At 68.6% G+C, this 26,216-nt stretch carries 25 protein-coding genes; 14 read left to right on the top strand and 11 right to left on the bottom strand.

Annotated features, from left to right (window positions below; all coding sequences use genetic code 11):
• Positions 1-16 precede the first annotated feature (16 nt).
• Genes ACNQVK_RS22080 through ACNQVK_RS22070 form a run of 3 tightly spaced genes read right to left on the bottom strand, consistent with a single transcriptional unit; the run spans position 17 to position 3,083 of the window.
• Positions 17-544, bottom strand: coding sequence for a DinB family protein (locus tag ACNQVK_RS22080; protein ID WP_418031203.1), 528 nt, complete (start codon positions 542-544; stop codon positions 17-19).
• Positions 545-565: 21 nt separating this feature from the next.
• The gene (locus tag ACNQVK_RS22075) at positions 566-2,200 is read right to left on the bottom strand and encodes a DUF885 domain-containing protein (RefSeq protein ID WP_418031202.1); all 1,635 of its coding nucleotides are present in this window, start codon (positions 2,198-2,200) and stop codon (positions 566-568) included.
• Positions 2,193-3,083: a neutral zinc metallopeptidase gene (locus tag ACNQVK_RS22070; protein WP_418031201.1), complete on the bottom strand. Its 891-nt coding sequence runs from the start codon at positions 3,081-3,083 to the stop codon at positions 2,193-2,195. Before ACNQVK_RS22070 ends, ACNQVK_RS22075 begins: the two co-directional genes overlap by 8 nt.
• A gap of 74 nt (positions 3,084-3,157) precedes the next feature.
• Here ACNQVK_RS22070 and ACNQVK_RS22065 point away from each other — a divergent pair, with 74 nt between their 5' ends.
• Positions 3,158-4,633 (top strand): carboxylesterase/lipase family protein, encoded by a 1,476-nt coding sequence (locus ACNQVK_RS22065; RefSeq protein ID WP_418031200.1) that lies wholly within the window; start codon positions 3,158-3,160, stop codon positions 4,631-4,633.
• 4 nt (positions 4,634-4,637) lie between these two features.
• Here the strand turns inward: ACNQVK_RS22065 and ACNQVK_RS22060 are convergent, their stop codons facing one another.
• Complete coding sequence (locus tag ACNQVK_RS22060; protein ID WP_418031199.1) at positions 4,638-5,141, bottom strand: SRPBCC family protein; 504 nt, start codon at positions 5,139-5,141, stop codon at positions 4,638-4,640.
• A gap of 36 nt (positions 5,142-5,177) precedes the next feature.
• Complete coding sequence (locus tag ACNQVK_RS22055; protein WP_418031198.1) at positions 5,178-6,107, bottom strand: oxidoreductase; 930 nt, start codon at positions 6,105-6,107, stop codon at positions 5,178-5,180.
• An 86-nt stretch (positions 6,108-6,193) separates the two neighbouring features.
• Between ACNQVK_RS22055 and aspS the strand changes: the two genes are divergently transcribed.
• The gene (gene aspS / locus ACNQVK_RS22050; protein ID WP_418031197.1) at positions 6,194-7,969 is read left to right on the top strand and encodes an aspartate--tRNA ligase; all 1,776 of its coding nucleotides are present in this window, start codon (positions 6,194-6,196) and stop codon (positions 7,967-7,969) included.
• Complete coding sequence (locus ACNQVK_RS22045) at positions 7,966-8,427, top strand: nitroreductase family deazaflavin-dependent oxidoreductase (protein ID WP_044518111.1); 462 nt, start codon at positions 7,966-7,968, stop codon at positions 8,425-8,427. The genes aspS and ACNQVK_RS22045 overlap by 4 nt, the downstream gene beginning before the upstream one ends.
• Positions 8,428-8,491: 64 nt before the next feature.
• Here the strand turns inward: ACNQVK_RS22045 and ACNQVK_RS22040 are convergent, their stop codons facing one another.
• Positions 8,492-9,676, bottom strand: a complete 1,185-nt coding sequence (locus ACNQVK_RS22040; RefSeq protein ID WP_418031196.1) for a thiolase family protein — start codon at positions 9,674-9,676, stop codon at positions 8,492-8,494.
• A 97-nt stretch (positions 9,677-9,773) separates the two neighbouring features.
• Between ACNQVK_RS22040 and ACNQVK_RS22035 the strand changes: the two genes are divergently transcribed.
• Entirely contained in the window at positions 9,774-10,244 is a 471-nt protein-coding gene (locus ACNQVK_RS22035) for a winged helix-turn-helix transcriptional regulator (RefSeq protein WP_418031195.1), read from the top strand.
• A gap of 90 nt (positions 10,245-10,334) precedes the next feature.
• Complete coding sequence (locus tag ACNQVK_RS22030) at positions 10,335-11,264, top strand: DUF389 domain-containing protein (RefSeq protein ID WP_418031194.1); 930 nt, start codon at positions 10,335-10,337, stop codon at positions 11,262-11,264.
• On the opposite strand, the gene ACNQVK_RS22025 is transcribed toward ACNQVK_RS22030, so the two are convergent.
• Positions 11,251-11,991 carry a GAP family protein gene (locus ACNQVK_RS22025; protein WP_418031193.1) on the bottom strand — a complete coding sequence of 247 codons (741 nt, stop codon included), beginning with the start codon at positions 11,989-11,991 and terminating at the stop codon, positions 11,251-11,253. The two genes, ACNQVK_RS22030 and ACNQVK_RS22025, sit on opposite strands and share 14 nt — an antisense overlap.
• 129 nt (positions 11,992-12,120) lie before the next feature.
• Here ACNQVK_RS22025 and ACNQVK_RS22020 point away from each other — a divergent pair, with 129 nt between their 5' ends.
• The 4 genes from ACNQVK_RS22020 to ACNQVK_RS22005 are packed head-to-tail and all read left to right on the top strand — an operon-like array spanning position 12,121 to position 20,048.
• Positions 12,121-15,426: a DUF2126 domain-containing protein gene (locus ACNQVK_RS22020; protein WP_418031192.1), complete on the top strand. Its 3,306-nt coding sequence runs from the start codon at positions 12,121-12,123 to the stop codon at positions 15,424-15,426.
• Positions 15,426-18,116, top strand: coding sequence for a circularly permuted type 2 ATP-grasp protein (locus ACNQVK_RS22015; RefSeq protein WP_418031191.1), 2,691 nt, complete (start codon positions 15,426-15,428; stop codon positions 18,114-18,116). Before ACNQVK_RS22020 ends, ACNQVK_RS22015 begins: the two co-directional genes overlap by 1 nt.
• Positions 18,113-19,030 (top strand): transglutaminase family protein, encoded by a 918-nt coding sequence (locus ACNQVK_RS22010; protein ID WP_418031190.1) that lies wholly within the window; start codon positions 18,113-18,115, stop codon positions 19,028-19,030. The genes ACNQVK_RS22015 and ACNQVK_RS22010 overlap by 4 nt, the downstream gene beginning before the upstream one ends.
• Entirely contained in the window at positions 19,023-20,048 is a 1,026-nt protein-coding gene (locus ACNQVK_RS22005) for a zinc-binding metallopeptidase family protein (RefSeq protein ID WP_418031189.1), read from the top strand. The genes ACNQVK_RS22010 and ACNQVK_RS22005 overlap by 8 nt, the downstream gene beginning before the upstream one ends.
• Before the next feature lie 12 nt (positions 20,049-20,060).
• Here ACNQVK_RS22005 and ACNQVK_RS22000 read toward each other — a convergent pair whose 3' ends face one another.
• Positions 20,061-20,672 (bottom strand): TetR/AcrR family transcriptional regulator, encoded by a 612-nt coding sequence (locus ACNQVK_RS22000; RefSeq protein ID WP_418031188.1) that lies wholly within the window; start codon positions 20,670-20,672, stop codon positions 20,061-20,063.
• Positions 20,673-20,768: 96 nt separating this feature from the next.
• Here ACNQVK_RS22000 and ACNQVK_RS21995 point away from each other — a divergent pair, with 96 nt between their 5' ends.
• Entirely contained in the window at positions 20,769-21,422 is a 654-nt protein-coding gene (locus ACNQVK_RS21995; protein ID WP_418031187.1) for an FMN-dependent NADH-azoreductase, read from the top strand.
• Positions 21,419-21,739 (top strand): DMT family transporter, encoded by a 321-nt coding sequence (locus ACNQVK_RS21990; RefSeq protein ID WP_044518127.1) that lies wholly within the window; start codon positions 21,419-21,421, stop codon positions 21,737-21,739. The genes ACNQVK_RS21995 and ACNQVK_RS21990 overlap by 4 nt, the downstream gene beginning before the upstream one ends.
• Here ACNQVK_RS21990 and ACNQVK_RS21985 read toward each other — a convergent pair.
• The gene (locus ACNQVK_RS21985; RefSeq protein ID WP_418031186.1) at positions 21,723-22,313 is read right to left on the bottom strand and encodes a hypothetical protein; all 591 of its coding nucleotides are present in this window, start codon (positions 22,311-22,313) and stop codon (positions 21,723-21,725) included. The genes ACNQVK_RS21990 and ACNQVK_RS21985 overlap by 17 nt on opposite strands.
• Positions 22,314-22,370: 57 nt before the next feature.
• Here ACNQVK_RS21985 and ACNQVK_RS21980 point away from each other — a divergent pair, with 57 nt between their 5' ends.
• Together ACNQVK_RS21980 and ACNQVK_RS21975 are read left to right on the top strand one after the other, a co-directional pair.
• Positions 22,371-23,204, top strand: coding sequence for a DUF3097 domain-containing protein (locus ACNQVK_RS21980; protein WP_418031185.1), 834 nt, complete (start codon positions 22,371-22,373; stop codon positions 23,202-23,204).
• Between the two features lie 30 nt (positions 23,205-23,234).
• The gene (locus ACNQVK_RS21975; protein ID WP_418031184.1) at positions 23,235-24,566 is read left to right on the top strand and encodes a replication-associated recombination protein A; all 1,332 of its coding nucleotides are present in this window, start codon (positions 23,235-23,237) and stop codon (positions 24,564-24,566) included.
• A 72-nt stretch (positions 24,567-24,638) separates the two neighbouring features.
• Here the strand turns inward: ACNQVK_RS21975 and ACNQVK_RS21970 are convergent, their stop codons facing one another.
• Entirely contained in the window at positions 24,639-24,947 is a 309-nt protein-coding gene (locus tag ACNQVK_RS21970; protein WP_044518133.1) for a GlsB/YeaQ/YmgE family stress response membrane protein, read from the bottom strand.
• Positions 24,948-25,053: 106 nt separating this feature from the next.
• Positions 25,054-25,674, bottom strand: a complete 621-nt coding sequence (locus tag ACNQVK_RS21965; protein ID WP_418031183.1) for an antibiotic biosynthesis monooxygenase — start codon at positions 25,672-25,674, stop codon at positions 25,054-25,056.
• Positions 25,675-25,802: 128 nt separating this feature from the next.
• Between ACNQVK_RS21965 and ACNQVK_RS21960 the strand changes: the two genes are divergently transcribed.
• Complete coding sequence (locus tag ACNQVK_RS21960) at positions 25,803-26,192, top strand: secondary thiamine-phosphate synthase enzyme YjbQ (protein ID WP_170856270.1); 390 nt, start codon at positions 25,803-25,805, stop codon at positions 26,190-26,192.
• Positions 26,193-26,216: the final 24 nt, after the last annotated feature.

The raw sequence follows: 26,216 nt of genomic DNA, 5'->3' as shown, positions 1-26,216 counted from the left end.
TCGGCTGTGAACCGCGTCACATGGCGGAGACGTCGTGCGCGTGGTGGACGATGTCGTGCAGGTGATAGATCGCGATCGTCGCGACGGTGAACTCGCTGCCGTTGCTGCGCAGCCCGCGACGTGACCAGGCGCCGGCCGGGACGTGATCGTAGGTGTGGGCGACGACGCTCGCCGCCCCGAACAGTTCGGTGGCGACGGTGACCGGATCCTGCGATCCGTAGTCGTCGGCGATCGCGGTGGCATCCTGATCCCAGTTGGGGAACCGCGGATCGTCCTCGGTCAGCATCAACCGCACCCGGTGCTCGAAGATCCGGTGCACGTCACGGATGTGGCAGCCGTATTCCAGGATCGACCAGCGGTCCGCACGCGTCCGGGCGCCTACCCCGGGGCGGTGCAGGCGGGGTACCCATTGCGCGGCATCGTCGCGGATCAGGCCGGCCACCTCGCTCCGCTGCACCGCCGTCGGGTCGAACCCGCACTCAAGGCAGGTGCGGGACAGTACCCAGGTCCAGTCCTTGTCGTCGGGTTCCAGTGCGGGGTCCATGGCACCAGTGTCCGTCACCGGTCAGCCGGACGACAACGCCGATCTGAGCACATCGAGTGGCAGCCCACCCAGATCCAGTGCGCGGCTGTGGAATTCTCGCAACGACGATCCCCGGCGCAGGGTCTCGTCGCGCAGTTCGTGCCAGATCCGCTGGCCGATGGCGTACGACGGTGCCTGTCCCGGCCAGCCCAGGTAGCGATCCAGCTCGAAGCGCAGGTTCTCCTCGGCCATTGCCGAATGCGAGGTCAGGAAGTTCCATGCCCGCTCGGCATCCCACACCTCACCGTCGGGGGCGGTCAGGCCGCAGTGCACGCCGATGTCGATCACCACGCGGGCGGCGCGGAATCGTTGCGCGTCAAGCATTCCCATCCGGTCACCGGCATCGTCGAGCCAGCCGAGCTCAGCCATCAACCGCTCGGCGTACAGGGCCCAGCCCTCACCGTGGCCCGACACCCAGCAGCCCAGCCGGCGCCACCGGTTGAGCTGGTCGGCCAGGGCAACGGCGCGACCGATCTGCAGGTGATGGCCGGGGACACCTTCGTGGAAGACCGTGGTGGTTTCCTGCCAGGTGTGGAACTGCTCGACCCCGGGCGGCACCGACCACCACATGCGTCCGGGGCGCGACCAGTCCTCGGACGGCCCGGTGTAGTAGATGCCGCCGGTCTGGGTCGGTGCGATCCGGCATTCGAGGGTGCGAAGCGGCCCCTCGATGTCGAAGTGGGTGCCGGCCAGGGAATCCACCGCGCGATCGGAGAGCTGCTGCATCCACGCCTGCAGGGCGTCCGTCCCGCTGATGACGTATCGCGGCTCCTCGTCGAGCCGGCGCAGCGTCTCGGCGACCGTGGCACCGGGATAGAGCTCTTGGGCGATCGATTCCTGCTCGGCGACAACGGCATCGAGCAGGCCCAGGCCCCACTCGTAGGCCTCGTCGAGATCGACGGAGGTGCCCAGGAACAGCCGTGACATGAGTCTGTAGGCGTCGCGCCCGCAGGCATCGGTTTGACGGGCACGCGGGGCGATTTCCTCACGCAGCACCTCGCCCAGGTGCCGGTAGGCGTCGGCCGCGGCCTCGCCGTGCTGCCGCAACTCCGCCTGAAGTCGCGGGTGTTCCGGTGCCGCGCCGGCGCACATCTCGGCGAACAACTCGGCGATCTGGCGGGACTGGGCGACCCCTCGGGTGACCTGGCGCAGCGCGGGGGCGTGGCCGGTGCCCGACGCTTCGCGCAACGCGTCCGCGTAACCTGCGACCCGCTCGGGTACTTTCGCCAACCTCGCGGCGATCAGCGCCCAATCATCCTCGGTTTCGGTGGGCATCAGGTCGAACACGTCGCGCATGGTCTGCAGCGGCGACGCGATGACGTTGAGCTCGCCCAGGTCCAGCCCGGCATCATGCACGTCGACGATCGCGCCGAGGCGCTCGCGCAGGGCGGCCACGGTGACCACGTCGATGTCATCCACGGGCTCGGCCCCGTCGAGCTCGGCCAAGGTGGCACGGGCCGCTTCGGCGCGTGCGGTCACCCCCTGCGGGGAGTAGTCGGTGACGTCGTCGTCGTGACCGGTGATACCCATTTCTGTTGCGGCGCACGGGTCGAGGCGCGCATAGGTGTCCAGGTAGCGCTCGGCCACCGAGTCGACGGCGGTGGCGGCCCTAGCCAAGGTTGTTCGCGGCGAAGGTGTCGCACTTGTTCGGATCACCGGTCTGGTAACCGATGGTGAACCACTTCTGGCGCTGTTCGGAGGAGCCGTGGGTCCAGGCCTCGGGGTTGATCCGGCCGGTGGCCTGCTTCTGGATCCGGTCGTCGCCCACCGAGGAGGCCGCCGACAGCGCGTCGGTGATGTCCTTGTCGCTCAACGGTTCCAGGAAAGGCACGTCAGTGCCCTCCTGCCGGGTGATCGACGCGTAGTGCGCCCACACCCCGGCATAGCAGTCGGCCTGAAGCTCGGTGCGCACGCCCGCGCCGGTGGCGCCCTCGGGGTCACGCTGGGCCCGGCCGAGAACTCCGAGCAGGTCCTGCACGTGGTGACCGAACTCGTGGGCCACCACGTACTCCTGCGCGAGCGGGCCTCCGCTGGAACCGAACTGGTCGACGAGCACCTGGAAGAAGTCGGTGTCGAAGTAGGCCGTCTTGTCCACCGGGCAGTAGAACGGCCCGACATCACTGGTGGCCGGACCGCAGCCGGTCTGAACCTGGCCCTTGAACAGCCGCACGTGCGGACGGGTATAGCCCTTGAGCAGTTGCTGCCACACACCGTCCACGGAGTTCCCGGTGGCGACCACCCGGCATTCGACCTTGGAGTTGGCGTCGGCGCCGGTCTTGCACTGGCTCAGATCGAATCCCTCGGCCTCGACACCGTTGGTGGAGATCTCCTGCTGCTGGGGGAGCACGGTGCCGGGGTCCACACCGAGGAACAACGCGAGCACCACGATCAACAGACCGCCCATCCCGCCGCCGATCGCGATGCCACGGCCGGGGCCACGGCCACCGCCGGTACTGGAGGTGGTGCTCGTGTCGATCTGCATACCCTCGTTGAAGGTCATCGCGTCACTCCATCGCATTCGCCGGTAGGTGCGTGCTCAACAGCCCGTTCAGCTTGCCACATTAGGATTCACACGTGTCCGTCGTTGCGGAACATACGACCATCGCCCACACCTCGCTCGGGCGGCTACGCGGCACCCGCGAAGGCGGGGTCAGCGTATGGCGGGGTGTCGAGTACGCCCAGCAGCCCATCGGCGCATTGCGTTTTGTTGCGCCGCGGCCTGTGGTGCCCTGGACCGGGGTGCGCGACGCCGTCGAGCACGGCCCGTTGCCACCCCAAGGCCGCTCGTTCGTCGGGGGAGGCCGCGACGACCCCAAGATCCGCGACGAGGCTTGCCTGACCGTCACGGTGTGGTCGCCCGACACGGGTGGATCGCTGCCGGTGATGGTGTGGATCCCCGGCGGGGCCTTCGTCTACGGCGCCGGTCAGTTGCAGCTGTACAACGGTTCGCGGCTGGCCGCCAACGGCAACGTGGTCGTCGTCAATGTCACGTACCGGCTCGGCGTGTTCGGCGGATTCGAACTCGGTGACCTGGGCGAGGGGTTCGACGACAACCTGTGCCTGCGCGACCAGATCGCCGCGCTGCATTGGGTGCGCGACAACATCGCCGCATTCGGCGGCGATCCCGAACAGGTGACGGTGTTCGGTGAATCGGCCGGTGCCACATCGGTGTTGGCACTGTTGGCCAGCCCGGCGGCCGACGGTCTGTTCGCCAGGGCCATCGCCCAGAGCCCGGCGCTGCCGCTGATCGCCGACCGTGAAGACCGGGCCCGCCAGTCGCGGCGCTTCATGCAACTGCTCGGGGTCGGCGCCGAGCAGCTCAAAGTGCTACCGCAGCGCCAGTTGCGCCGGGCCGCAGGTCAGCTGCAGCTCGAGAGTGTGCAGCAGACACCGACGTTGGCCTACGGGCTGACCCACGGCGTCGACCTGCTGCCGCTGCACCCGACCGAAGCCGCACGCGCGGGTGCGGTGTCCGCGGTGCCGTTGATCATCGGCACCAACAGCCACGAGGCGTCGATGTTCGCGTGGGGTAAGCCACCGATGCTGCCGACCACGCCGGCCGGCGTCGAGGACTATCTGCGCCGTCGCGCTCCGCAGGACCGCGATCGGGTGTTGAGCGCCTATCCCGATCTCCCGCGCCGCCGGGCGTTGATCGCTTTCGGGTCCGACGTCATGTTCGGGGCGCCGACCTGGGCGTTCGCCGATGCCTACAGCGGGCACGCGCCGACTCACGTGTACCGGTTCGACCACACCACATGGACGTTGAAGGTGTTGGGCCTTGGCGCCACCCACGGCAGCGAGATCGTGCACATCCAGCACAGCTACGGGTCGTATCTCGGGCGGAAGTTGCACCCGCTGGGCAGGCGGGTGCAGCCGTCGGTCGGCCGGCGGATGCAACGTACCTGGCTGGATTTCGCCCGGGCCGAGGTCGCCGACTGGCCGGAGTACGACATCGAGCGGCGGCTGACCCGGGTGATCCGTTCCACGCGCGACGAAACCGTCGCCGATCCCGACGCGGCGCGCCGCGTGGCGTGGGAAGGGCTGGACTGACGCCCTACTTGCCGTAACGCTCGTCGCTGTAGCGGCGCAAGTTGTGTAGGAACCGCTGGAACAGCCACGCCATCACCGGCTGGCCCATGGTCATCCCGAGTCGCCCGGCCAGCCCGCTGGGCTTCATGGCCATCACCCAGGTCAGGTGGCAGCCGTCGGCTGTCTCCACCACGCGGTAGTCCTCGGCGAAGGCCGAGATCGCGTTCGAGGTGCTGGTGTTGAAACGGAAAGCCATGTGGGAGAAAGGTTCCCAGGCCAGGAATTCCTCATCGCCGACGATGTGCCCGCGCATCGTGACCGTGCGGGTGGTGCCGACACCGCGGGGTTCGGGGCTGGTCCACTCCACATTTGTGATGACGGTGGCCCAGTGCGGCCAGGAGGTCTCATCGCTGAGCACCTCGAACAACTGCTCGGGGGTGATGGCGAGATCGACGGTGCTGACGAAGCGGAACGGCGCACGGTCGATGAAGTCCAACTCGACACGTTCGCACTGGTAGGTCCGGGCCATGGGTAGACACCCTAGGGGAGAGTGTCTAGTGGCGGGTCAGCCCGGCCCGTCGCCGGCCGCCGCCAGCAGTGGGACCACCACGTCGCTGATGGGGGTGGGCAGGCCATGCGCGGCTGCCTTGCGGGCGATGACGCCGTTGCGGATGTCCCACTCCAGCGGCCGGCCGACCCGATGGTCGGTCAGCATCGAGGTGGTGAGGTCCTCGGGTGCGGCGGCCAGCATGGTGACGATCTCGTCGACCACCGCATCGGCCAGATCGGCGCCGTCGGCCCGGGCCACGGCCAGGCACTCGGTCAGATAGCGCCGCGCCAGCGCGGCCACGTCGTCGCGGCGGAACATGCCCGCGCGCCGGTCTGCCAGCACCATGAACCCGACCACGGCGTTGACCAGCAACTTGCGCCAGGCCGCGCTGCGGAAATCGGGGTCGTGTTCGACGGTGATGGCGGTGCCGCGCACCGCGCCGGCCACTGTCGTCGCCGCCGGGGACTCGGGCAGCACCAGCCGGGCCTCACTGCGCAGGCGCACCCAGCCCCCGGGCTGCATCTCCGACGAGATCCACACCGCCGCGGGCACGACGTGCGCCTCGTCGGTGTGCCGGCTCATCGCACTGACCCGCTCGACCTGCTCGACGCCGTTCTGCAGCGCGCACACCACGGTGTTCTCGTCGCACAGCCTGTCCAGCCACACGGCGGCCTGGCCGTTCTGGGTGTCCTTGACGGCGAGAAACACCACGTCGAGCGGGCCGTCGACCGTGGCCGGATCGGTGTGCACCGGGCCCGGCACCCGAATGGGCTCCGCGTCGTCGGGCCGGACCTCGACACCGTCGCGCGGGGTCCGTCCGCACAGCAGGACCGGTCGACCGGCGGCATACAGGAGGGCGGCGACGGTGGACCCGATGGCGCCCGGGCCGATGACGGCGATGGGGGAGTTCGGTGTTCTCGGGTCTTCGCGCGAGCGCTCATCCACATCGCCAAGTTACCGCCGCAGACCGACTCTCTAGACTGGTCAATCGTCACCACCAGTCTCTCTCGACTCAACATTCAGGAGTTTTCGTGCTGCGCAGTCATGGCGCCGGTTCATTGCGGGCCGCGGATGCCGGTCAAACGGTCACCTTGGCGGGATGGGTGGCGCGTCGCCGTGACCACGGCGGGGTCATCTTCATCGACTTGCGCGACGCTTCGGGGGTGTCTCAGGTGGTGTTCCGCGAAGGCGATGTGCTCGCCGCCGCGCACCGGCTGCGCGCCGAGTTCTGCATCGCCGTCACCGGAGTGGTCGAGGTCCGTCCCGAGGGCAACGAGAACCCCGACATCCCCACCGGCAAGATCGAGGTGAACGCCACCTCGCTGACCGTGCTGTCCGAAAGCGCCCCGCTGCCGTTCCAGCTCGATGAGACCGCCGGCGAGGAAGCCCGGCTCAAGTACCGCTACCTGGATCTGCGCCGTGAAGGCCCGGGCCACGCAATCCGGTTGCGGTCCAAGGTCAATGCGGCCGCCCGCAGTGTGCTGTCCGAGCACGACTTCGTCGAGATCGAAACTCCGACGTTGACCCGTTCGACCCCGGAGGGCGCCCGCGACTTCCTGGTGCCCGCGCGCCTACAGCCCGGCTCGTTCTACGCGCTGCCGCAGAGCCCGCAGCTGTTCAAGCAGCTGCTCATGGTCGCGGGCATGGAGCGCTACTACCAGATTGCGCGCTGCTACCGCGACGAGGATTTCCGCGCCGACCGCCAGCCGGAGTTCACCCAGCTGGACATGGAGCTCAGCTTCGTCGACGCCGACGACGTCATCGCGATCTCCGAGCAGATCCTGAAGGCGTTGTGGGCGCTTGTCGGCTACGACCTGCCGCTGCCCCTGCCGCGGATCAGCTACGCCGACGCGATGCGTCGCTTCGGTTCGGACAAGCCCGACCTGCGCTTCGGCGTCGAACTGATCGAGTGCACCGAGTACTTCAAGGACACCCCGTTCCGGGTGTTCCAGGCCCCCTATGTGGGTGCCGTCGTCATGAAGGGCGGGGCCTCGCAGCCGCGTCGCACCCTCGACGGCTGGCAGGAATTCGCCAAGCAGCGCGGCCACAAGGGACTGGCCTACGTGCTGGTGGCCGAGGACGGCACGCTGGGCGGCCCGGTGGCCAAGAACCTCACCGACGCCGAGCGCGACGGCCTGGCCGCCCACGTCGGCGCCGAGCCCGGTGACTGCGTGTTCTTCGCGGCGGGCCCGGCCAGGTCGGCGCGAGCGCTGCTGGGCGCCACCCGCATCGAGATCGCCAAGCGCCTCAACCTGATCGACCCGGCCGCGTGGGCGTTCACCTGGGTGGTGGACTTCCCGATGTTCGAACCCGCCGACGTGGCGACGGCCTCGGGCGACGTGGCCGTGGGTTCGGGGGCCTGGACGGCCGTGCACCACGCCTTCACCGCGCCGAAGGCCGAATCGGAGGGCACCTTCGACACCGATCCAGGCAGTGCGTTGTCCGACGCCTACGACATCGTGTGCAACGGCAACGAGATCGGCGGCGGCTCGATCCGTATCCATCGGCGCGACATCCAGGAGCGGGTGTTCGCCATGATGGGCATCGACCACGATGAGGCCCAGGACAAGTTCGGATTCCTGTTGGACGCCTTCGCCTTCGGGGCGCCGCCGCACGGCGGCATCGCGTTCGGCTGGGACCGCATCACCGCGCTGCTGGCCGGGGTGGACTCGATCCGCGAGGTCATCGCGTTCCCCAAGTCGGGTGGTGGCGTCGACCCGCTGACCGATGCGCCCGCGCCGATCACCCCGCAGCAGCGCAAGGAATCGGGAATAGACGCCAAGCCCGAGGAGCTCAAGAAGTCATGAGCGATATCGACCCTGACTTCGACAAGAGCGAATTGGTCGCCGACGCGGCGGCTCTCGATGACTTCAACCGCAACGTGGTCGAGGAATTCCGCGCCAATGGCGGCAAGGTGGGCGGACCGTTCGAGGGCGGCACGCTGCTGCTGTTGCACACCACCGGGGCCAAATCCGGGCAGCCCCGGCTATCGCCGCTGGCCTACCTGGATGTCGACGACCGGATGCTGATCGTGGGCTCCTACGCCGGTGCGCCGAAAGACCCGGCGTGGGTGCACAATCTGCGGGCCAACCCGAAGGTGCGCGTCGAGGTGGGCACCGAGGCCTACGACGCGACGGCCCGGGAGCTGCCCGCCGACGAGCGCGACGCGGCGTACCCGAAGATAATCGAGCGCGCCCCTGTGTTCGCCGAGTATCAGTCCAAGACCACCCGGGCCATCCCGCTGTTCGAGTTGGTCCGCGCTTAACCCGTGAGTCGAGACGGTGTTCCGGCAGCTCGGCTGCCGGAATACCGTCTCGCGGGGATCGGGGTTACAGCCGCTCGATGATGGTGGCGTTGGCCATGCCGCCGCCCTCACACATGGTCTGCAGGCCGTAGCGCCCACCGCGCTGCTCGAGCGCATTGACCAGGGTGGTCATGATGCGCGCCCCGCTGGCACCCAGCGGGTGCCCGATCGCGATCGCCCCGCCGTTGACATTCGTCTTGCCCAGATCGGCACCGGTGTCGTGCGCCCAGGCCAGCACCACGGGTGCGAACGCCTCGTTGACTTCGAACAGGTCGATGTCCGCCAGTGTCAGACCCGCACGTGCCAGGACCTTTTCGGTGGCCGGGATGACGCCGGTCAACATGTAGAGCGGATCGGACCCCACCACGGTGGTGGTGTGAATACGGGCCAGCGGCTTGAGCCCGAGCTTCCTGGCCGTCGCACCGCTGGTGATCATCACCGCCGCGCTACCGTCGGACAGAGGTGACGAGTTGCCGGGGGTGATCTCCCAGTTGATCTGCGGGAACCGGGCGGCATATGCCTCGTTGTAGAACGCCGGCTTCAGCCCGGACAGGGTGTCGACCGTGGTGCCCGGCCGGATGATCTCGTCGGTGCTCAGACCGGCGATCGGCGCGAGTTCGGCCTCGAACGATCCGTCCTTGGTGGCCCGGGCGGCCTTCTCGTGGCTGCCCGCCGAGAATTCGTCGAGCTGGGCACGGGAGAAGCCCCATTTCGCTGCGATCAACTCAGCGCTGATCCCTTGTGGGACAAGGCCTTCGGAGTAGCGTTCGGCAAAGGACAGGCCGAACGGGTCGCTGCCCGGCAGCACCGAGCTGCCCATCGGCACTCGCGACATGGACTCCACACCCGCGGCGATCACGATGTCGTAGGCGCCGGCCAGCACGCCTTGGGCGGCGAAGCTGATCGCCTGCTGGCTGCTGCCGCACTGGCGGTCGACGGTGGTGCCCGGTACCGATTCGGGGAACCCGGCGCCCAGCAGGGCGTTGCGAGCGATGTTGACGGCTTGATCGCCGACCTGGGTCACGGCGCCGGCGATGACGTCGTCGACGAGCACCGGGTCGACACCGGTCCGGCTGATCAGCTCCCGCAGGCTGTGGGCCAAAAGATCCGCGGGCAGCACGCCGTGCAGTGCGCCGTTGGCCTTGCCTTTGCCGATCGGGGTCCGGACCGCTCCGACGATGACTGCGTCCCGGTCTGCATATCCGGTCATTCCGTGCCTCCTGATGCTCGACGCTGAGTATTGTTATGGCTACCCAGATATAGCACCTGGGTATAGTAAGAACAACTCAGGGATGGGGTTTGATTCCGTGGGAATGCTGCAGGGCAAGCTCGCCGACCGGGACAGTTGGTCGGCGGTGGGTCATTGCCCGATCGAGAGGACCATGGCGTTCGCCGGCACCAAGTCGGCGATGCTGATCATGCGCGAGGCCTTCTACGGCACAACCCGCTTCGACGACTTCGCCCGCCGGGTCGGGATCACCAAGGCGGCAACCTCGGCGCGGTTGTCCGACCTGGTGGCGGCCGGACTCCTGGCAAAGCGGCCCTATCGCGAGCCCGGTCAGCGGGAGCGCGACGAGTACGTGCTCACCGAATCCGGAACCGACTTCATGCCGGTGGTGTGGGCCATGTTCGAGTGGGGCCGCAAGCACCTCAACGACACCGGCCTGCGGCTCGCGCACGACGGGTGTGGTGCGCTGGCTGGAGTCGAGATCCGTTGTGAGGAAGGACACCACGTGCCGCCCGACGAACTCGTCGTACGCGTCGAGCGTCGACTTTGAATCTGCGCACACCGCTACTCACACAAATGCGGCGCCAGTTCCAAGTCAACGCTGGCCGGTTGGTGGGACTGAAACCGTTAGTCTCGGCGCGTGCTGCACTTACGCGTCATAGCGCCGGCCGACCTGCGGGAGCCGATTCTCCGTGTCCTGCGCGAGCAGCCCGGCGTCGCCCACATCGTGTTGTTGGCCGGTGCCGCGGTAGATCCCGCCGGTGACCAGATCACCGCCGACGTCGCCCGTGAAGCGGCCGATGAGATCGTCCAGCGGTTGAAATCCCTTGATGTGCAGCACTTCGGCGCCATAACCCTCGAGCCGCTCGACACCGTGCTGTCGAGCGCGGCCCATCACGCGGAGGACGTTGCCGGCGGTGACGGAGCCGATGCGGTGATCTGGGATGAGCTGGTGTCGCGCACCCGCGAGGAGTCGAGCCTCAGCGTGACGTTCCTGATGTTCCTGTGCATCGCGTGCCTGCTCGCCGCCATCGGTGTGGTGACCGATTCGGCGATCACCGTGGTCGGGGCGATGGTCGTGGGGCCGGAGTTCGGCCCGCTCGCGGCACTCGCGGTGGCGCTCGTCCAGCGCCGGATGTCGCTGGCGCGGCGGGCCGGCGCGGCACTGCTGGTGGGCTTCCCGCTGGCCATGATCGTCACCGGCGTCGCGACGCTGGGATTCGAGGCGCTGGGATGGGTGCGACTGACCACATTCAGTCAGCTCACCGAAGTCGACTTCATCTTCCAGGTGGGGCCCTTCTCGTTCGTCGTCGCACTTCTGGCCGGCGCCGCCGGAATGCTGTCGCTGGTGTCGTCGAAATCCGAGGCGCTGGTGGGGGTCTTCATCTCGGTGACGACGGTGCCCGCCGCCGGTTTCGCCGTGGTGGCGGCCACCGTGGGCGATTGGGGCGTCGCTGCTGAATCCGTGCTGCAACTGCTGGTGAACCTGGTGGGGATCACGCTGGCCGGCGTCCTGACGCTCGCGGTCTACCGCCGCGCGAAGGTCGGCCGGGCCGTCACAAGTGGCTGATACCCGAGGCGAGGAAGAACACTCCGACTGCGCCGGCGATCACGGCCACCACCAGTCGATGGTGCCGCCCCATCCAGGCATACAGCCGCTCGACACCTGAGCGGGTGGCTTCCGGGGCGACCCAGAAGCTGATGATCGGGATCAGCGCCGCCAGGAAACCGACCAGGTTGAACACGACCATTGCGGCCATCTGCTCGGCCACTGCCGCGCCCGAGGTGAGGGCCGCTGCCATCGCCGCCAGGTAGTAGGGCGTGGGGAAACCGTTGATGAGGCCCAGCAGGGCGGCCGCCCACGGTGCCTCTCCACGCAGCGCGGCCTGCATCCCTGCCGGCAGCTTCGACAGTCCCGGCACCGCGTCCTCGGTGGGCTGCGCATCGGTGCCGTCGCCCACCGCGGCCGGTACGGCCCGGCGCGCGCGCACTCGGTTGACCAGGCGTTCGAGCTGTCCTGTCGCCGAGAGGACAGCGATCACCAGCGCCACGGCGCCGATGCCGAGCTCCAGTCCCGGTGGCATCGTGCTTCCGCCGCCCGTGGCGTTCTTGAACACGAACACCACCGCTGCACCCACTGCGACGTTGGCGGTGAAGGCGAAGAGGAAGAACGGGAGCAGCAACCGCACCGGCCGCGACCGCGACAGCATGAAGGCAACGACCCCGATTCTCAGCGGGTCGATTGCCGCCACGGCGGCCATCACCAGCACGGTGCTCCACATCGCGGGCGGCCACATCCCTTCACCTCAGTCACTCCACCGCTGAATTCAACCAGCGCCGACCGAATCCGGCCGAATCCGGCGTGTCGGCGCGGGCCGCCTGTCGCACACAGTGCGGGGGAGTGAACCTTGTGGTGGGATTTGCAGATGGGGATCAAAGTGGCGCTGGAGCACCGCACCAGCTACACCTTCGACCGGTTGGTGGAGCTGCATCCACACGTCATCCGGTTGCGTCCGGCGCCGCACTCGCGCACCCCCATCGAGGCGTACTCGCTGACCGTCGAGCCGGCCGGCCATTTCATCAACTGGCAGCAGGACGCGTTCGGGAACTTCCTGGCCCGCCTGGTGTTCCCGGACCGGGCGCGCACGCTGACCATCACTGTCGGGCTCATCGCCGATCTCAAGGTGATCAACCCGTTCGACTTCTTCATCGAGGACTACGCGGAGACCTTCGGCTTCGAGTACCCCAAGGCCCTGCTCGAGGATCTGAAGCCCTACCTGCGCCCGGTCGACGAGGAGGATGAGGGATCCGGTCCGGGCGAACTCGTGAAGGCGTGGGTGAGCAATTTCACCGTGCCGCCGGGCACCCGCACGATCGATTACCTGGTGGCGCTCAACCGGGCCGTCAACGCCGATGTCGGTTACTCCGTCCGGATGGAACCGGGTGTGCAGACCCCTGACGTCACGCTGCGCACCGGAATCGGCTCGTGCCGCGACTCGGCGTGGCTGTTGGTGTCGATCCTGCGGCAGCTGGGGCTGGCGGCCCGCTTCGTCTCGGGTTACCTGGTCCAGCTGACCTCGGATGTTCAGGCCCTCGACGGGCCGTCCGGCCCCGCCGCGGATTTCACCGACCTCCACGCCTGGGCCGAGGCCTACATTCCGGGGGCGGGCTGGATCGGCCTCGACCCGACTTCGGGACTGTTCGCCGGGGAGGGCCACATCCCGCTCTCGGCAACCCCGCACCCGGAATCGGCGGCCCCGATCACCGGCGCCACCGGACCGTGCGAATCCACGCTGGAGTTCTCCAACGTGGTCACCCGGATCCACGAGGACCCGCGGGTGACGCTTCCGTACACCGACGCCGCCTGGACGGCGATCACGAAACTGGGTGCGGAGGTGGATCAGCGCCTGGCCGACGGTGACGTGCGGCTCACCGTCGGCGGCGAGCCGACCTTCGTCTCGATCGACAACCAGGTCGATCCGGAATGGACCACCGATGCCGACGGCGAGCACAAGCGCGAACGGGCCTCGGTGCTCGCGGCGCGCCTCAAGGCGGTGTGGGCCCCGGCCGGGCTGATCCAGCGCAGCCAGGGCAAGTGGTATCCGGGAGAACCCCTGCCGCGCTGGCAGATCGGCCTGTTCTGGCGCACCGACGACCAGCCACTGTGGAACGACGCGGCGCTGCTGGCCGATCCGTGGGGTGGTGCCGTGCCCGCCCTGGCCGACGACGCAGGTCAGCGCATCCTCGCCGCGGTCGCCGCCGATTTCGGGCTGCCCGCCGGTCAGGTACGCCCGGCATATGAGGACGCGCTGAGCCGCTTGGCGGCCGCTGCACGTCAGCCGGCCGGCGACCCGGTGGCCGCCGCCGACGATCTGGGCGATGACACCCCCGACGCCCGGGCCGAGCTGCTGGCCCGGCTCGATACCCCGGTCGATCAGCCCGCCGCCTACGTCCTGCCCCTGCACCGCCGCGCCGACGGCTCCGGCTGGGCCAGCGCGGACTGGCAGCTGCGGCGCGGGCGGATCGTGCTCACGGATGGCGATTCGCCGGCCGGGCTGCGGCTGCCGCTGAGTGCGATCAGCTGGCGTCCGCCGCGCCCTGCCTACGACGCCGACCCGCTGTCGGGGCGCACCGGCGTGCGCACCGAACCCGACGAGGCCACGCTCGAGCCCGCCGACGACGCACCCACCACGGCGCTGGTCGCCGAGATCCGTTCCGGGTTCCTCTACGTCTACCTGCCGCCGACCGAGGAGCTCGACGATTTCGTCGACCTGGTGGCCCGCGTCGAATCCGCGGCCGCCAAGCTGGACACGCCTGTGGTGATCGAGGGGTACGGGCCGCCGCCGGACCCCCGCATCGCGTCCATGTCGATCACTCCGGATCCCGGCGTCATCGAGGTCAACGTCGCGCCGACCGCCGGCTTCGCCGAACAGCAGGCCCAGCTGGAGACCCTCTACGAGCAGGCCCGGCAGGCCCGGCTGTCGACCGAATCGTTCGACGTGGACGGAACTCACGGCGGTACCGGCGGCGGCAACCACATCACCCTCGGCGGCATGACTCCGGCCGACTCGCCACTGTTGCGCCGGCCCGATCTGCTGGTGTCGCTGCTCACCTATTGGCAGCGGCACCCCTCGTTGTCCTACCTGTTCGCCGGCCGGTTCATCGGTACCACCTCACAGGCGCCGCGGGTGGACGAGGGCCGCTCCGAATCGCTCTACGAGCTGGAGATCGCCTTCGCCGAGATCGCGCGCCTTTCCGAGGGCGGGGGGTCTGCACAGGCATGGGTCACCGACAGGGCACTCCGCCATCTACTCACCGATATCACCGGCAACACCCACCGCGCCGAATTCTGCATCGACAAGCTCTACAGCCCCGACAGCGCGCGGGGTCGTCTCGGGTTGTTGGAGTTGCGCGGTTTCGAGATGCCGCCCCACTTCCAGATGGCGATGGTGCAGTCACTGTTGGTGCGCGCACTGGTCGCCAGGTTCTGGGACGAGCCGTTGCGGGCCCCGCTGATCCGGCACGGTGCCAATCTTCACGGCCGATACCTGTTGCCGCACTTCCTGATTCAGGACATCGCCGAGGTCGCGGCCGATCTGCGGGCGCACGGCGTCGACTTCGACACCAGTTGGCTGGATCCCTTCACCGAGTTCCGGTTCCCGCGGGTGGGGACCACGGTCTGCGACGGCGTGGAGATCGAGCTGCGCGGCGCGATCGAACCGTGGAATGTGTTGGGGGAGGAGTCGACTGCCGGGGGCACCTCCCGTTACGTGGACTCGTCGGTGGAGCGGGTCCAGGTGCGGCTGGTCGGGGCGGACCGGCACCGCTACATCGTGACCGCCAACGGCTACCCGATCCCGTTGCTGGCCACCGACAATCCCGACATCCAGGTGGGCGGCGTGCGGTTCCGTGCCTGGCAGCCGCCCAGCGCGCTTCACCCGACCATCACCGTGGACTCCCCGCTGCGGTTCGAACTCGTCGACACCGCGACGGGCACCTCCCGCGGTGGCTGCACCTACCACGTCGCTCACCCGGGTGGGCGGTCCTACGACACCCCGCCCGTCAATGCGGTCGAGGCCGAGTCGCGGCGTGGCCGTCGATTCGAAGCGACCGGATTCACCCCGGGCACCATCGACCTGTCGGATCTGAGGGAGAAGCAGGCCCGCCAATCCACCGATGTCGGCGCGCCCGGAATTCTGGATCTTCGCCGGGTGCGTACCGTTCTTCACTGATGGTTCTACGTGCGAATGGCTCACCGGAGTCCGCCCAAGCCACCGGTGTAGCCGCGGACACCGGTGTGGATGTCGACGGCGTGCTGGCCGCCTATCGCAGCTCCCGGGCGCAGCAGGCGTTGTTCGATGTGCGCGATGACGGTGGCGGTGCCGGTTACGACGAGTTGGTCGACGGCTCGGGCGATGTCCGGCCGGCCTGGCGGGAGCTGGCCGAGGGGGTCGGTGAGCGCGGCCGCGACGGACTGGACCGGCTGCGTGCCGTGGTGCGCGGCCTCGTCGACAACGACGGCATCACCTACATCCAGGTGGACCGCCACGGGGAGGTGGTCACCGACGGCGACGGGACCGCGGTGCCGGGTCCCTGGCGTCTCGACGCCCTACCGCTGGTTGTCTCGGCCGAGGACTGGGACGGCCTGGAATCGGGTCTGGTGCAGCGTTCCCGGCTGCTGGACGCGGTTCTCGCCGATCTGTATGGGGCCCGTCGCTCGATCACCAGCGGGGTGCTGCCCGCCCAACTGCTGTTCGCCCATCCCGGATACGTGCGCGCCGCCCGCGGCATCGTTGTGCCCGGGCGTCATCAACTGTTCCTGCACGGCTGTGACATCAGCCGCGACGACGAGGGTGCCTTCGTCGTCAACGCGGACTGGACGCAGGCGCCCTCGGGCGCCGGCTACGCGCTGGCCGACCGACGCGTCATCGCCCATGCGGCACCTGACCTCTACGAGCGGATCGGGCCGCGGCCGGCCTCGCCCTGGGCGCAGGCGCTGCGCCTGGCGCTGCTCGACGCGGCCCCCGAGGCCGCCGAGGAGCCCGTGGTGGTGGTGCTCAGCCCCGGTATCCATTCCGAGACGGCCTTCGACCAGGCGTACCTGGCCGGAGTGCTCGGCTTCCCACTCGTGGAGAGTGCCGATCTCGTGGTCCGCGACGGCACGCTGTGGATGCGGTCGCTGGGCACCCTCAAACGCGTCGATGTGGTGTTGCGCCGCGTCGACGCCGATTACATGGACCCGCTCGATCTGCGCCCCGACTCCCGGCTCGGCGTGGTCGGCCTGGTCGAGGTGTTGCGCCGCGGTGCGGTGACGGTGGTCAACACGCTCGGCAGCGGAGTCCTGGAAAGTCCGGGCCTGGCACGGTTTCTGCCGCAATTGGCCGAGCTGCTGCTCGACGAGACGCCACAACTGACGACCGCTCCGATGTACTGGGGCGGCATCGACATCGAGCGCTCCCATCTGCTCACCAAGCTGTCCTCGCTGTTGATCAGACCGGTGAGCGGCGGTGAGACCATCGTCGGGCCGACGCTGTCGGCGGCAGCCCGCGAGAACCTGGCGGCCCGTATCGAGGCAGAACCGGGTGAGTGGATCGGGCAGGAACTCCCTCAGTTCTCCACCGCACCAACCGATTACCGGTCCAGGGGGTTGTCCGCCGGTAACGTCGGCATGCGATTGTTCACGGTGGCCCAACGCGGTGGGTACGCCCCGATGATCGGCGGGCTCGGCTACGTGGTCGCCCCGGGACACGCCGCATACCGGATGAACACCCTTGCCGCCAAGGATGTCTGGGTGCGTACACCGCAGCGGGTCACCGCCGAGCGCGCCCCGGTGGTGTCGGTCGAGCTGGTGGCTCCCGGCACGATCCCCAGCTCGACTCGGGCGGTCAGCTCGCCCCGTGTGCTCTCGGACCTGTTCTGGATGGGACGCTACGCCGAACGCGCCGAGGGCACGGCCCGGTTGCTCACCGTCACCCGGGAGCGCTACCACGAGTTCCGCTATCGCCCGGATCTCGAAGAGAGCCAGTGTGTTCCGGTGCTGCTGGCGGCACTCGGCTCGATCACGGGCACCGATACCGGCGACACCGACGACGACCACGAGATGATCGCGATCGCCCCGGCCACCCTGTGGTCGGCCACCGCGGACCGGCACCGGCCGGGCTCGCTCGCCCAATCGGTCGAGCGCCTCGCGCTGGCCGCACGGTCGGTGCGCGACCAGATGTCCAACGACACCTGGATGGTGTTGGCCGGAGTTGAACGCGCGGTGCTGCGGCCGTCGGCCGCTCCGCCGGAGTCGCCCACCGCCGCGGACCTCTACCTCGCCAACGCGCACAGCCAGACTTTGGCCGGAATGCTGGCGCTGTCCGGGGTGGCCGCGGAGTCGATGGTGCAGGACATCGGCTGGACCATGATGGATCTCGGCAAGCGCATCGAGCGGGGCCTGGCGCTGACCGCGCTGCTGCGCGCCACCCTGACGACGATGCGCGGCGCCGACGCCGAGCGCGCGGTGACCGAGTCGGCCCTGGTGGCCTGCGAGTCGTCGGTGATCTACCGGCGGCGCAATCCCGGCCAGATCAAGATCGCGGCGATCGCCGAGCTGGTGTTGTTCGATGCGGAGAACCCCAGATCGTTGATCTACCAACTGGAGCGGATTCGGACCGGTCTCAAGACCCTGCCCGGATCGTCGGGCTCGTCGCGTTCGGAACGTCTGGTCGACGAACTGGCCACCCGGTTGCGCCGGCTCGACCCGGCCGATCTTGAGGAGGTCACCGGCGAGGGGACCCGCGCCGAGTTGGCTGCCCTGCTCGACGGCATGCATGTCGGCCTGCGGGACCTGTCCGGCGTGATCACCGCGGCTCACCTGTCTCTGCCCGGCGGCATGCAACCGCTGTGGGGACCTGACGAACGGCGGGTGGTGCCGTGACCGAACCCGGCACGCGCTGCTACGAGATCACCCATCGCACCGTCTACCGCTACTCCGACGATGTCACCAGCTCCTACGGTCGCGGCTTTCTCACGCCCCGCGACCTGGACTGGCAGCGTTGCCTGTCCCACGAGCTGGTGATCGAACCCGAGGCGGCCGATCGTTCCACCGGCCGCGACGCGTACGGCAACATCAGCTCGTACTTTCACATCACCGAACGTCACCGCACGTTGCGGATCACCAGCCACTCCGTGGTGGAGGTGGATCCGCCTGAACCCGAACGCTATTCAGGGGCATCGGCGCGTGCGCCGTGGGAGCTGGCCCGCCCGGTCGGCGGGGACGGCGCGCTGGCCGCCGAGTTCACCCTGGACCTGTCGCCGCCCGAGATCACCGATGCCGTGCGCGAGTACGCCGCGCCGAGTTTTGTGCCCGGAAGGCCGCTGATCGAGGTGCTGCGCGAACTGACGTCGAGGATCTACTCCGACTTCACCTACAAGTCCGGTTCGACGACGGTGTCCACCCAGGTGGCCGAGGTGCTGGCGGCGCGCGAGGGGGTGTGCCAGGACTTCGCCCGGCTGGCCATCGCCTGCCTGCGCGCCAACGGCCTGGCGGCCAGTTACGTCTCGGGTTATCTGGCCACCGATCCGCCGCCCGGCAAGGAACGCATGATCGGGGTGGACGCCACCCATGCCTGGGCGTCGGTGTGGACGCCGCAGAACGTTTGGCTGGGAATGGATCCCACCAACGACCAGATGGTGGATGAGCGCTACATCGCGGCCGGATTCGGCCGCGATTACGCCGACGTGCCCCCGTTGCGCGGCATCATCTACACGGATTCGGACAGTAGTGTGATCGAGGTATCGGTCGATGTGGCGCCGTACCCGCCGGATCGAGGAGGGTTGCTTCATGCGTGATTTCAACTGCCCCAACTGCGGCCAGCACCTGGCGTTCGAGAACTCCCTGTGCCTTTCGTGCGGCAGTGCGCTGGGGTTCTCGGTCGATGACATGGCGCTGCTGGTGATCACCGACACCGACCAGAACGGCCACGCCGGTGCGGTCGACGAGGACCAGTTTCAGCTGTGCGCCAATCTGCATCTGGCCGAGTGCAATTGGCTCGTCCGGATCGGGCAGGGCGACCAGCTGTGCGCCTCGTGCGCGCTCACCCGCACCCGGCCGGCCGACACCGATACCGCGGCGATGGCGTCGTTCGCCGAGGCGGAGCAGGCCAAGCGTCGGTTGATCGCCGAACTGCACGAACTGAAGCTGCCGATCGTCGGCCGGGATCAGGATCCTGAGTTCGGGCTGGCGTTCGACCTGCTCTCCAGTGCAACGGACAAGGTGTTCACCGGCCACCACAACGGGGTCATCACGCTGGACCTCGCCGAAGGCGACGATGTGCACCGCGAGCAGCTGCGGATCGCGATGGACGAGCCGTACCGCACCTTGCTGGGCCACTTCCGCCACGAGATCGGCCACTACTACTTCTATCGGTTGGTTGCCCCGTCGGAGGGATACTCGGCGCGGTTCCGGGAGTTGTTCGGGGATCCGGACGCCGACTATCAGGCCGCGCTGGATCGGCACTACCAGGAAGGCCCGCCTGCGGGCTGGGAAGACGAATTCGTCTCGTCGTACGCCACGATGCACGCGGCGGAGGACTGGGCCGAGACCTTTGCGCACTACCTGCACATCCGGGACACGTTGGACACCGCGGCGGCCTTCGGGTTCGCCGCAGCCGGGGCGACGTTCGAGCGGAAAATACTGGGGCCCAGTGGTTTCGACACCATCATTGAGATGTGGCTGCCACTGGCGTGGTCGCTGAACATGGTGAACCGGTCGATGGGCCACGTTGATCTGTACCCGTTCGTATTGCCCCCGGCGGTGCTGGAGAAGATGCGGTTCGTTCACACCGTCATCGACGAGGTCACCGCCTAGGTCCCGGCCGGGCTAGCGGGGATCGAGTATCCCGTGGGCGAGGCGGGTGAGCGCCCCCTTGATCTGCTCGACGCTCAGTCCACGCGCCCGCTGGTGGGTGAAGCTCTCCGCCGCCAAGGGAGCCAGTAGCACATCCACCAGCGGATCCGGTTCGGCCACAACGGCTTCCGTCAACAGGGCGCGCACATGCGCGGCCCAGAAACCGTAGGCGCCGGTGGCGAACCGGGCGCCCCCGGTCTCGGCGCCCAGTGCCAGGTCGGCATGCGTATCCAGGAGTTCGGCCATCGCCGCGTAGAACGCGGAGAGTCGCTCGGCCGGTGGCGCGCCCGGGCCCAGCGGTGGTTCGCCGGACAACAACTGCTGCTGCAGCGCGCGTTCGTGTTCGTCGAGCAGCGCCTCGGCAATGGCGGCGGTGCTGGGGTAGCGGCGATAGAGCGTGCCGCGCCCGACGTGGGCCGCCGTGGCGATGTGGTCCATCGTGACTGTTCGCGGGTCGCGACCGGCGAACACCGTGGCGGCTGCCGCAAGGATTTTCGCGCGGTTGCGGGCGGCGTCCGCCCGCTCCGCGCCGACCCGTCCGGTGCCGGCGTAGTCGGCCGCCAAGAGGTCTGCGCCGATGTCCATCACTGCACTGTAGCCGATCCGGGAAATAATTGGACATAATGTCCGGTTATCTGAAACGCTGAAACGGACGTAATGTCCACTTACCTGGAGGCTGTCATGACCACACTTCTTCACATCGACGCCAGTGCCCGCAATCGCTCCGTGAGTCGCCGGATCGGCGCGGAGTTCGCCCGGTCCTGGCGGGCTGCCCGTCCGGATGGCCGGTACCTCTACCGCGATGTCGCAGCCGATCCGGTGCCGTTCATCGGGGAGGGCTGGACGGAACTCTGTGACGCGGTGCTGGCCGCAGGCAGTACCGATCTGGACCGGCTCGAGGAGTTGGCGCGCACGCCCGAGCAGGCCGCGGCCTGGGCCATCGTGGAACCGCTGCTGGGTGAACTGCGCTCGGCCGACATCGTGCTGATCGCCACGCCGATGTACAACTACTCCATCCCGGCCTCGCTCAAGGCCTGGCTGGACCAGGTGACATTTCCGCGAATGTCCCTGGCGCCGAGACGGTTTGTCGTGGCCACGGCTCGAGGCGGCGCGTACTCACCCGGCTCGCCGAAGGCGCAGTTCGACTACCAGGAACGGTTCCTGCGGGATTTCGTCGCCGGACACTACGGTGTGGCCGACACCGCGTTCATCAACGCCGAGATGGCCAACGCGCGGGTGGATCCCGCGTTGGCGCGGTTTCGGTCCATGCACGACGATTCGACCGCGCAGGCCCTTGCGGCGGCTCGCACTCTCGGCGTCGAGTACGCGAAATGAGCTGGCTGGTACTGGGTTTGGCCGGTCTGGTGGAGATCGCCTGGTCGCAGAGCATCAAGCCGACCGAAGGATTCACCCGTCCGCTGCCCACGGTGGTGTGCGTCGCGGTCGGGGCGTTGTCGGTGTACCTGCTGTCGTTGGCCATGCGCGGTCTGCCCGTCGGCACCGCGTACGCGGTCTTCACCGGCATCGGCGCGGTAGGTGCCATCGCGCTCGGCGTGCTCATCCACCGTGACCCGTTGAGCGTCGGTCGGGCCCTGGCCCTGTCGATGATCGTGGGAGGCATCGCGCTGGCCCGGTTCACGAATCCGGATTGACCCCGGTGGCCGCCAGGTAGGCGCGCCCCCGCGGGGCGAGTCGGTAGCCGACATCGAGGCTGATGGTCAGGCCCAATCCCTTGAGCTGGCGCACCCGTCGCTTGAATCGCGGCACTTCGAGGCCGACGCGCGCCGCCAGATCCGGTGCGCGGACGGCCTCGTTGGTCGCGATCAGCGCCAGGTACCGACGCGTCCACGGTTCGGTGGCCGCGTCCCAGCGGTCCAGCCGTTCATCGATCAGCCGGATATCGGCGTCGGAGAGCGTGTCGTCGGCAGCCAGGTCGGGCCGCTCGTCGGGAGCCAGGTACGAGACCGCGATGAGGTAGGTGTGCGCGGCGGGCCTCCGGTCGAGCTGGGCCTGCGCCGTCGCGGCATCCGGATATCCGGCGGCGCGGGCCTGCGCGGCACTGACTCGGTAATCGCCCGGGTGTTCGGTGACCGAACCGATTCGGATCGTGCCGGCCTGGGTGCGTTGGGTTCCGCCGGGCTTGGCCCGGGGCTTGTCCCAGCGACGCAGCACCAGCGAGATGGTCCCGTCGGCAATGCCATCGGCGGTCGGCCGATCTAACAGCACGATCACGATCGTATGTCGCAACCCTGCTTTCGCCGCAGGCGTTCCTAGGATCGCCGCGTGACTGATCGCTACGGTTCCGACATCCTGGCCCGAAATCCGCACACCCCGAAGCTGACTCGATCGACGGAGCAGCCCGCGGAGAAGGGCCTGGTCGTCGAGGATGCCCAGAGCGGTTACGTGGGCGCGGTGGTGCGGATCGAGGGCGGCCGGGTCGAACTCGAAGACCGCAGGGGCAAGGTGCGGACCTTCCCGATGGGGCCGGGTTTCCTGATCGACGGTAAGCCGGTGAGTCTCGTGGTGCCCAAGCGGACCGCCGCGCCGGCCCGCACGGCGTCGGGATCGGTCGCGGTGCCGAATGCCAAGGCCCGGGTCGCGCTGGCCAGCCGGATCTATGTGGAAGGCCGCCACGACGCCGAGCTAGTCGAGCAGGTCTGGGGCGCCGATCTACGTATCGAAGGCGTCGTCGTCGAATACCTCGGTGGCGTCGACGACCTGACCGACATCGTGGCCGAGTTCGCGCCGGGACCGGGCCGCCGGCTGGGTGTTCTGGTCGATCACCTGGTGACCGGTTCCAAGGAGGCACGCATCGCCGAGGCGGTGCGCCGTGGCCCCGGCGGTGAGCACACCCTGGTGGTCGGTCACCCGTTCGTCGACATCTGGCAGTCCGTCAAACCGGCCAGGCTCGGCATGAAAGCCTGGCCGACCATCCCGCGCAGCGTCGAGTGGAAACACGGCATCTGTGCGGCGCTGGGCTGGCCGCACCACGACCAGGCCGACATCGCGCGGGCGTGGCAGCGGATCCGCGGCCGGGTCCGGGACTGGAACGACCTGGAGCCCGCGCTGATCGGCCGGGTCGAGGAACTGATCGACTTCGTCACCGCGCCCGCGTAGTCCGTCGTGTCGGCGTGGTATCCCTGAGGTGTGTCCGACAGCCTGTTCGACGTCCCCGGGGAGCCCGCCTCCGCGGGCCCTGGTGCGCCGGTCCCGGCCTCGGCGCCGCTGGCGGTGCGGATGCGCCCGGCCGGCCTCGACGAGGTCGTCGGCCAGACCCATCTGTTGCAGGCCGGTTCGCCGTTGCGCCGCCTCGTGGAGGGGTCGGGCGCGGCGTCGGTCATCCTCTACGGCCCGCCCGGCACCGGCAAGACCACCCTGGCCTCGCTCATCTCGCAGGCCACCGGCCGCCGGTTCGAGGCGCTCTCGGCGCTGAGCGCCGGCGTCAAAGAGGTCCGTGCCGTGATCGATGTTGCCCGGCGCGCGGCCGTCCACGGCGAACAGACGGTGCTGTTCATCGACGAGGTGCACCGCTTCTCCAAGACTCAGCAGGACGCGCTGCTGGCGGCCGTGGAGAACCGGGTCGTGCTGTTGGTGGCGGCCACCACGGAAAACCCGTCGTTCTCGGTGGTGGCGCCACTGTTGTCGCGCTCGTTGATCCTGCAGCTGCAGCCGCTGACCCCGCAGGACGTCGAGATCGTGCTGCGTCGCGCGATCACCGACCCGCGCGGGCTCGGTGGTGCGGTCGAGGTCACCGACGAGGCCGTCGACCTCATGGTGCAGCTCTCCGCCGGTGATGCGCGGCGGGCACTGACCGCGCTGGAGGTGGCAGCCGAGCCCCGTGAACGGGTCACGGTCGAGACCATCGAGCAGTCGTTGGACAAGGCCGCGGTGCGGTACGACCGTGACGGCGATCAGCACTACGACGTGGTCAGCGCCTTCATCAAATCGGTCCGGGGCTCCGATGTCGACGCGGCCTTGCACTACCTGGCCCGGATGCTGGTGGCGGGGGAGGACCCGCGCTTCGTGGCGCGCCGGCTGATGATCCTGGCGAGCGAGGACATCGGGATGGCCGATCCCACCGCCTTGCAGACCGCCGTCGCCGCGGCCCAGACCGTGCAGCTGATCGGGATGCCCGAGGCGCAGCTGACGCTGGCGCATGCCACGGTGCATCTGGCCACCGCGCCCAAGTCCAACGCGGTGACCACGGCGCTGGGTGCGGCGATGAACGACATCCGGGCCGGAAAGGCCGGGTTGGTTCCCCCGCACCTGCGGGACGGCCACTATTCGGGAGCGCAGAAACTCGGCAACGCCGTGGGATACAAGTACGCCCACGACCATCCTGACGGTGTTGTGCCGCAACAGTATCCACCGGACGATCTGGTGGGGGTGGACTACTACCAGCCGACCGGCCGCGGTTTCGAACGCGAGCTGGTCACCCGGCTGGACAAGCTGCGGGCCATCATCCGCCGCAGACGCTGATACCGCTGGGGCAACCGAAAACCACGGTCCCGGTTGAATATTCAACCGAGACCGTGGCGCGGGGGTAGGTGGTCAGCGCAGCAGGCCGGACCGTCGGGTTCCGAGGATGCCGGTCCTTCTGCGCCCCATCAGGGCGGATATCAGGGCCACCCCGAGCGCGGCCACGATGACCTGGACGAGGAGCTCGAGCCAGTCGACGCCGCTGGTCGCCGTCGGGATGCCCATTGCGCGGGCGAGTGCGGTACCGATGAACGCGGAGACGATACCGACGAGGATCGTCACCAAGATGCCGATGGGTTGTCTGCCGGGAACGATCAAGCGGCCGATCACGCCGATGGCAATGCCGATCAGAATCGCGCTGATGATGCCGGTGATGGTCATGGTCTCCTCCGAGGCCGAGGCTGGATTGGGCTGACCATCAAGTACCCCGCACCGTCGCGACGTAAACGGTGCCGTCAATTCGTTTTTGTCTCGGTTCGTCGGCGGGTCAGGCCATCTCAGGCACTCGCAGGTGGGCCAGCACGAGTTCGAACTCTCCGACATCGATCTGGTCGGCACTCAGGTCGCGTAGCCGGGCGGTGCGCAATGCCCGGGCCTGATCGCGGTTGCTGTCCATCGCCTCTGCGCTGTCGAAGGTGGCCGAGGACACCGCGCGGCCGGACCCGCGGTCGAGCATGAGGCTCGCGCTGCAGAACCCTTCGAGGTCTTCCATCGCGGGCAACACCGAGGTGCGGTAGAACTCCACGGCCCGGTCGAACAGCTCGGGGCGGGTTCGCAGCCACGTCGCCCGTACGCAGGCGCCGGGTCCGGAGTACTGCTCGCGGTGAACCACCGCGATCTCCCATTCGTCGACAGTGGCGGTGCCTTCGAATGCCTCCACCACGCGATGGCGCATCGGCGCTACCGCGTCGGCGCTGGCACGCATTGCCTCTTCGGACCGCCAGGCCGTGGTGAGGACACACTCGCCAGATTCCCGGTTCACCATCAGGGACAGGCCCACGCAACCATCGATGGTGTCGATGGCGGGCATGACCTCGTCGCGGACATGGGCGATACCGGCGTTAACGGCCCGGGTGCGCGCCGCAATCGTGGTTGAACGTGCGAACACGGTCCACCCCTTCCTGCCAGGGCGGCGCCCCGGTGGCGCCACCGGTTCCACCCCCAACCATCCTCCGCTGCGTCGCAGGTGGCAATGGTGTGGCGCGAGGCTCGTAGGCTGGGCCGATGGACACCGACGTGATCGACGTGGACACCTCACGGCGCCGCATCGTCGATCTCACCGACTCGGTACGCAGGTTCTGCGGCGCGCACCGCGACGGCCTGTGCAACGTGTTCGTCCCGCACGCGACGGCGGGTGTGGCCATCATCGAGACCGGCGCCGGCTCCGACGACGACCTGCTCGATACCCTGGAACGGTTGTTGCCGCGCGACGACCGCTACCGGCACAGCCACGGATCGTTCGGCCATGGCGCAGATCACGTGCTGCCGGCCCTGGTGTCGCCGTCGGTCACCTTGCCGGTCCAGGCGGGCCGACCGTTGCTGGGCACCTGGCAGAGTGTGGTCCTGGTCGATCTCAACCGCGACAACCCGCAGCGTTCGGTGCGGCTGAGCTTTCTGGGGGCGTGACGCTTGTCGCCCTTTTCGGGGTGA

This window comes from Mycobacterium sp. 134 (genome assembly GCF_048282715.1).
Lineage (GTDB): Bacteria > Actinomycetota > Actinomycetes > Mycobacteriales > Mycobacteriaceae > Mycobacterium > Mycobacterium septicum.
The sequence above is the reverse complement of the archived record's forward strand: the minus strand, read 5'-3'. Positions and strand labels throughout refer to the sequence as shown.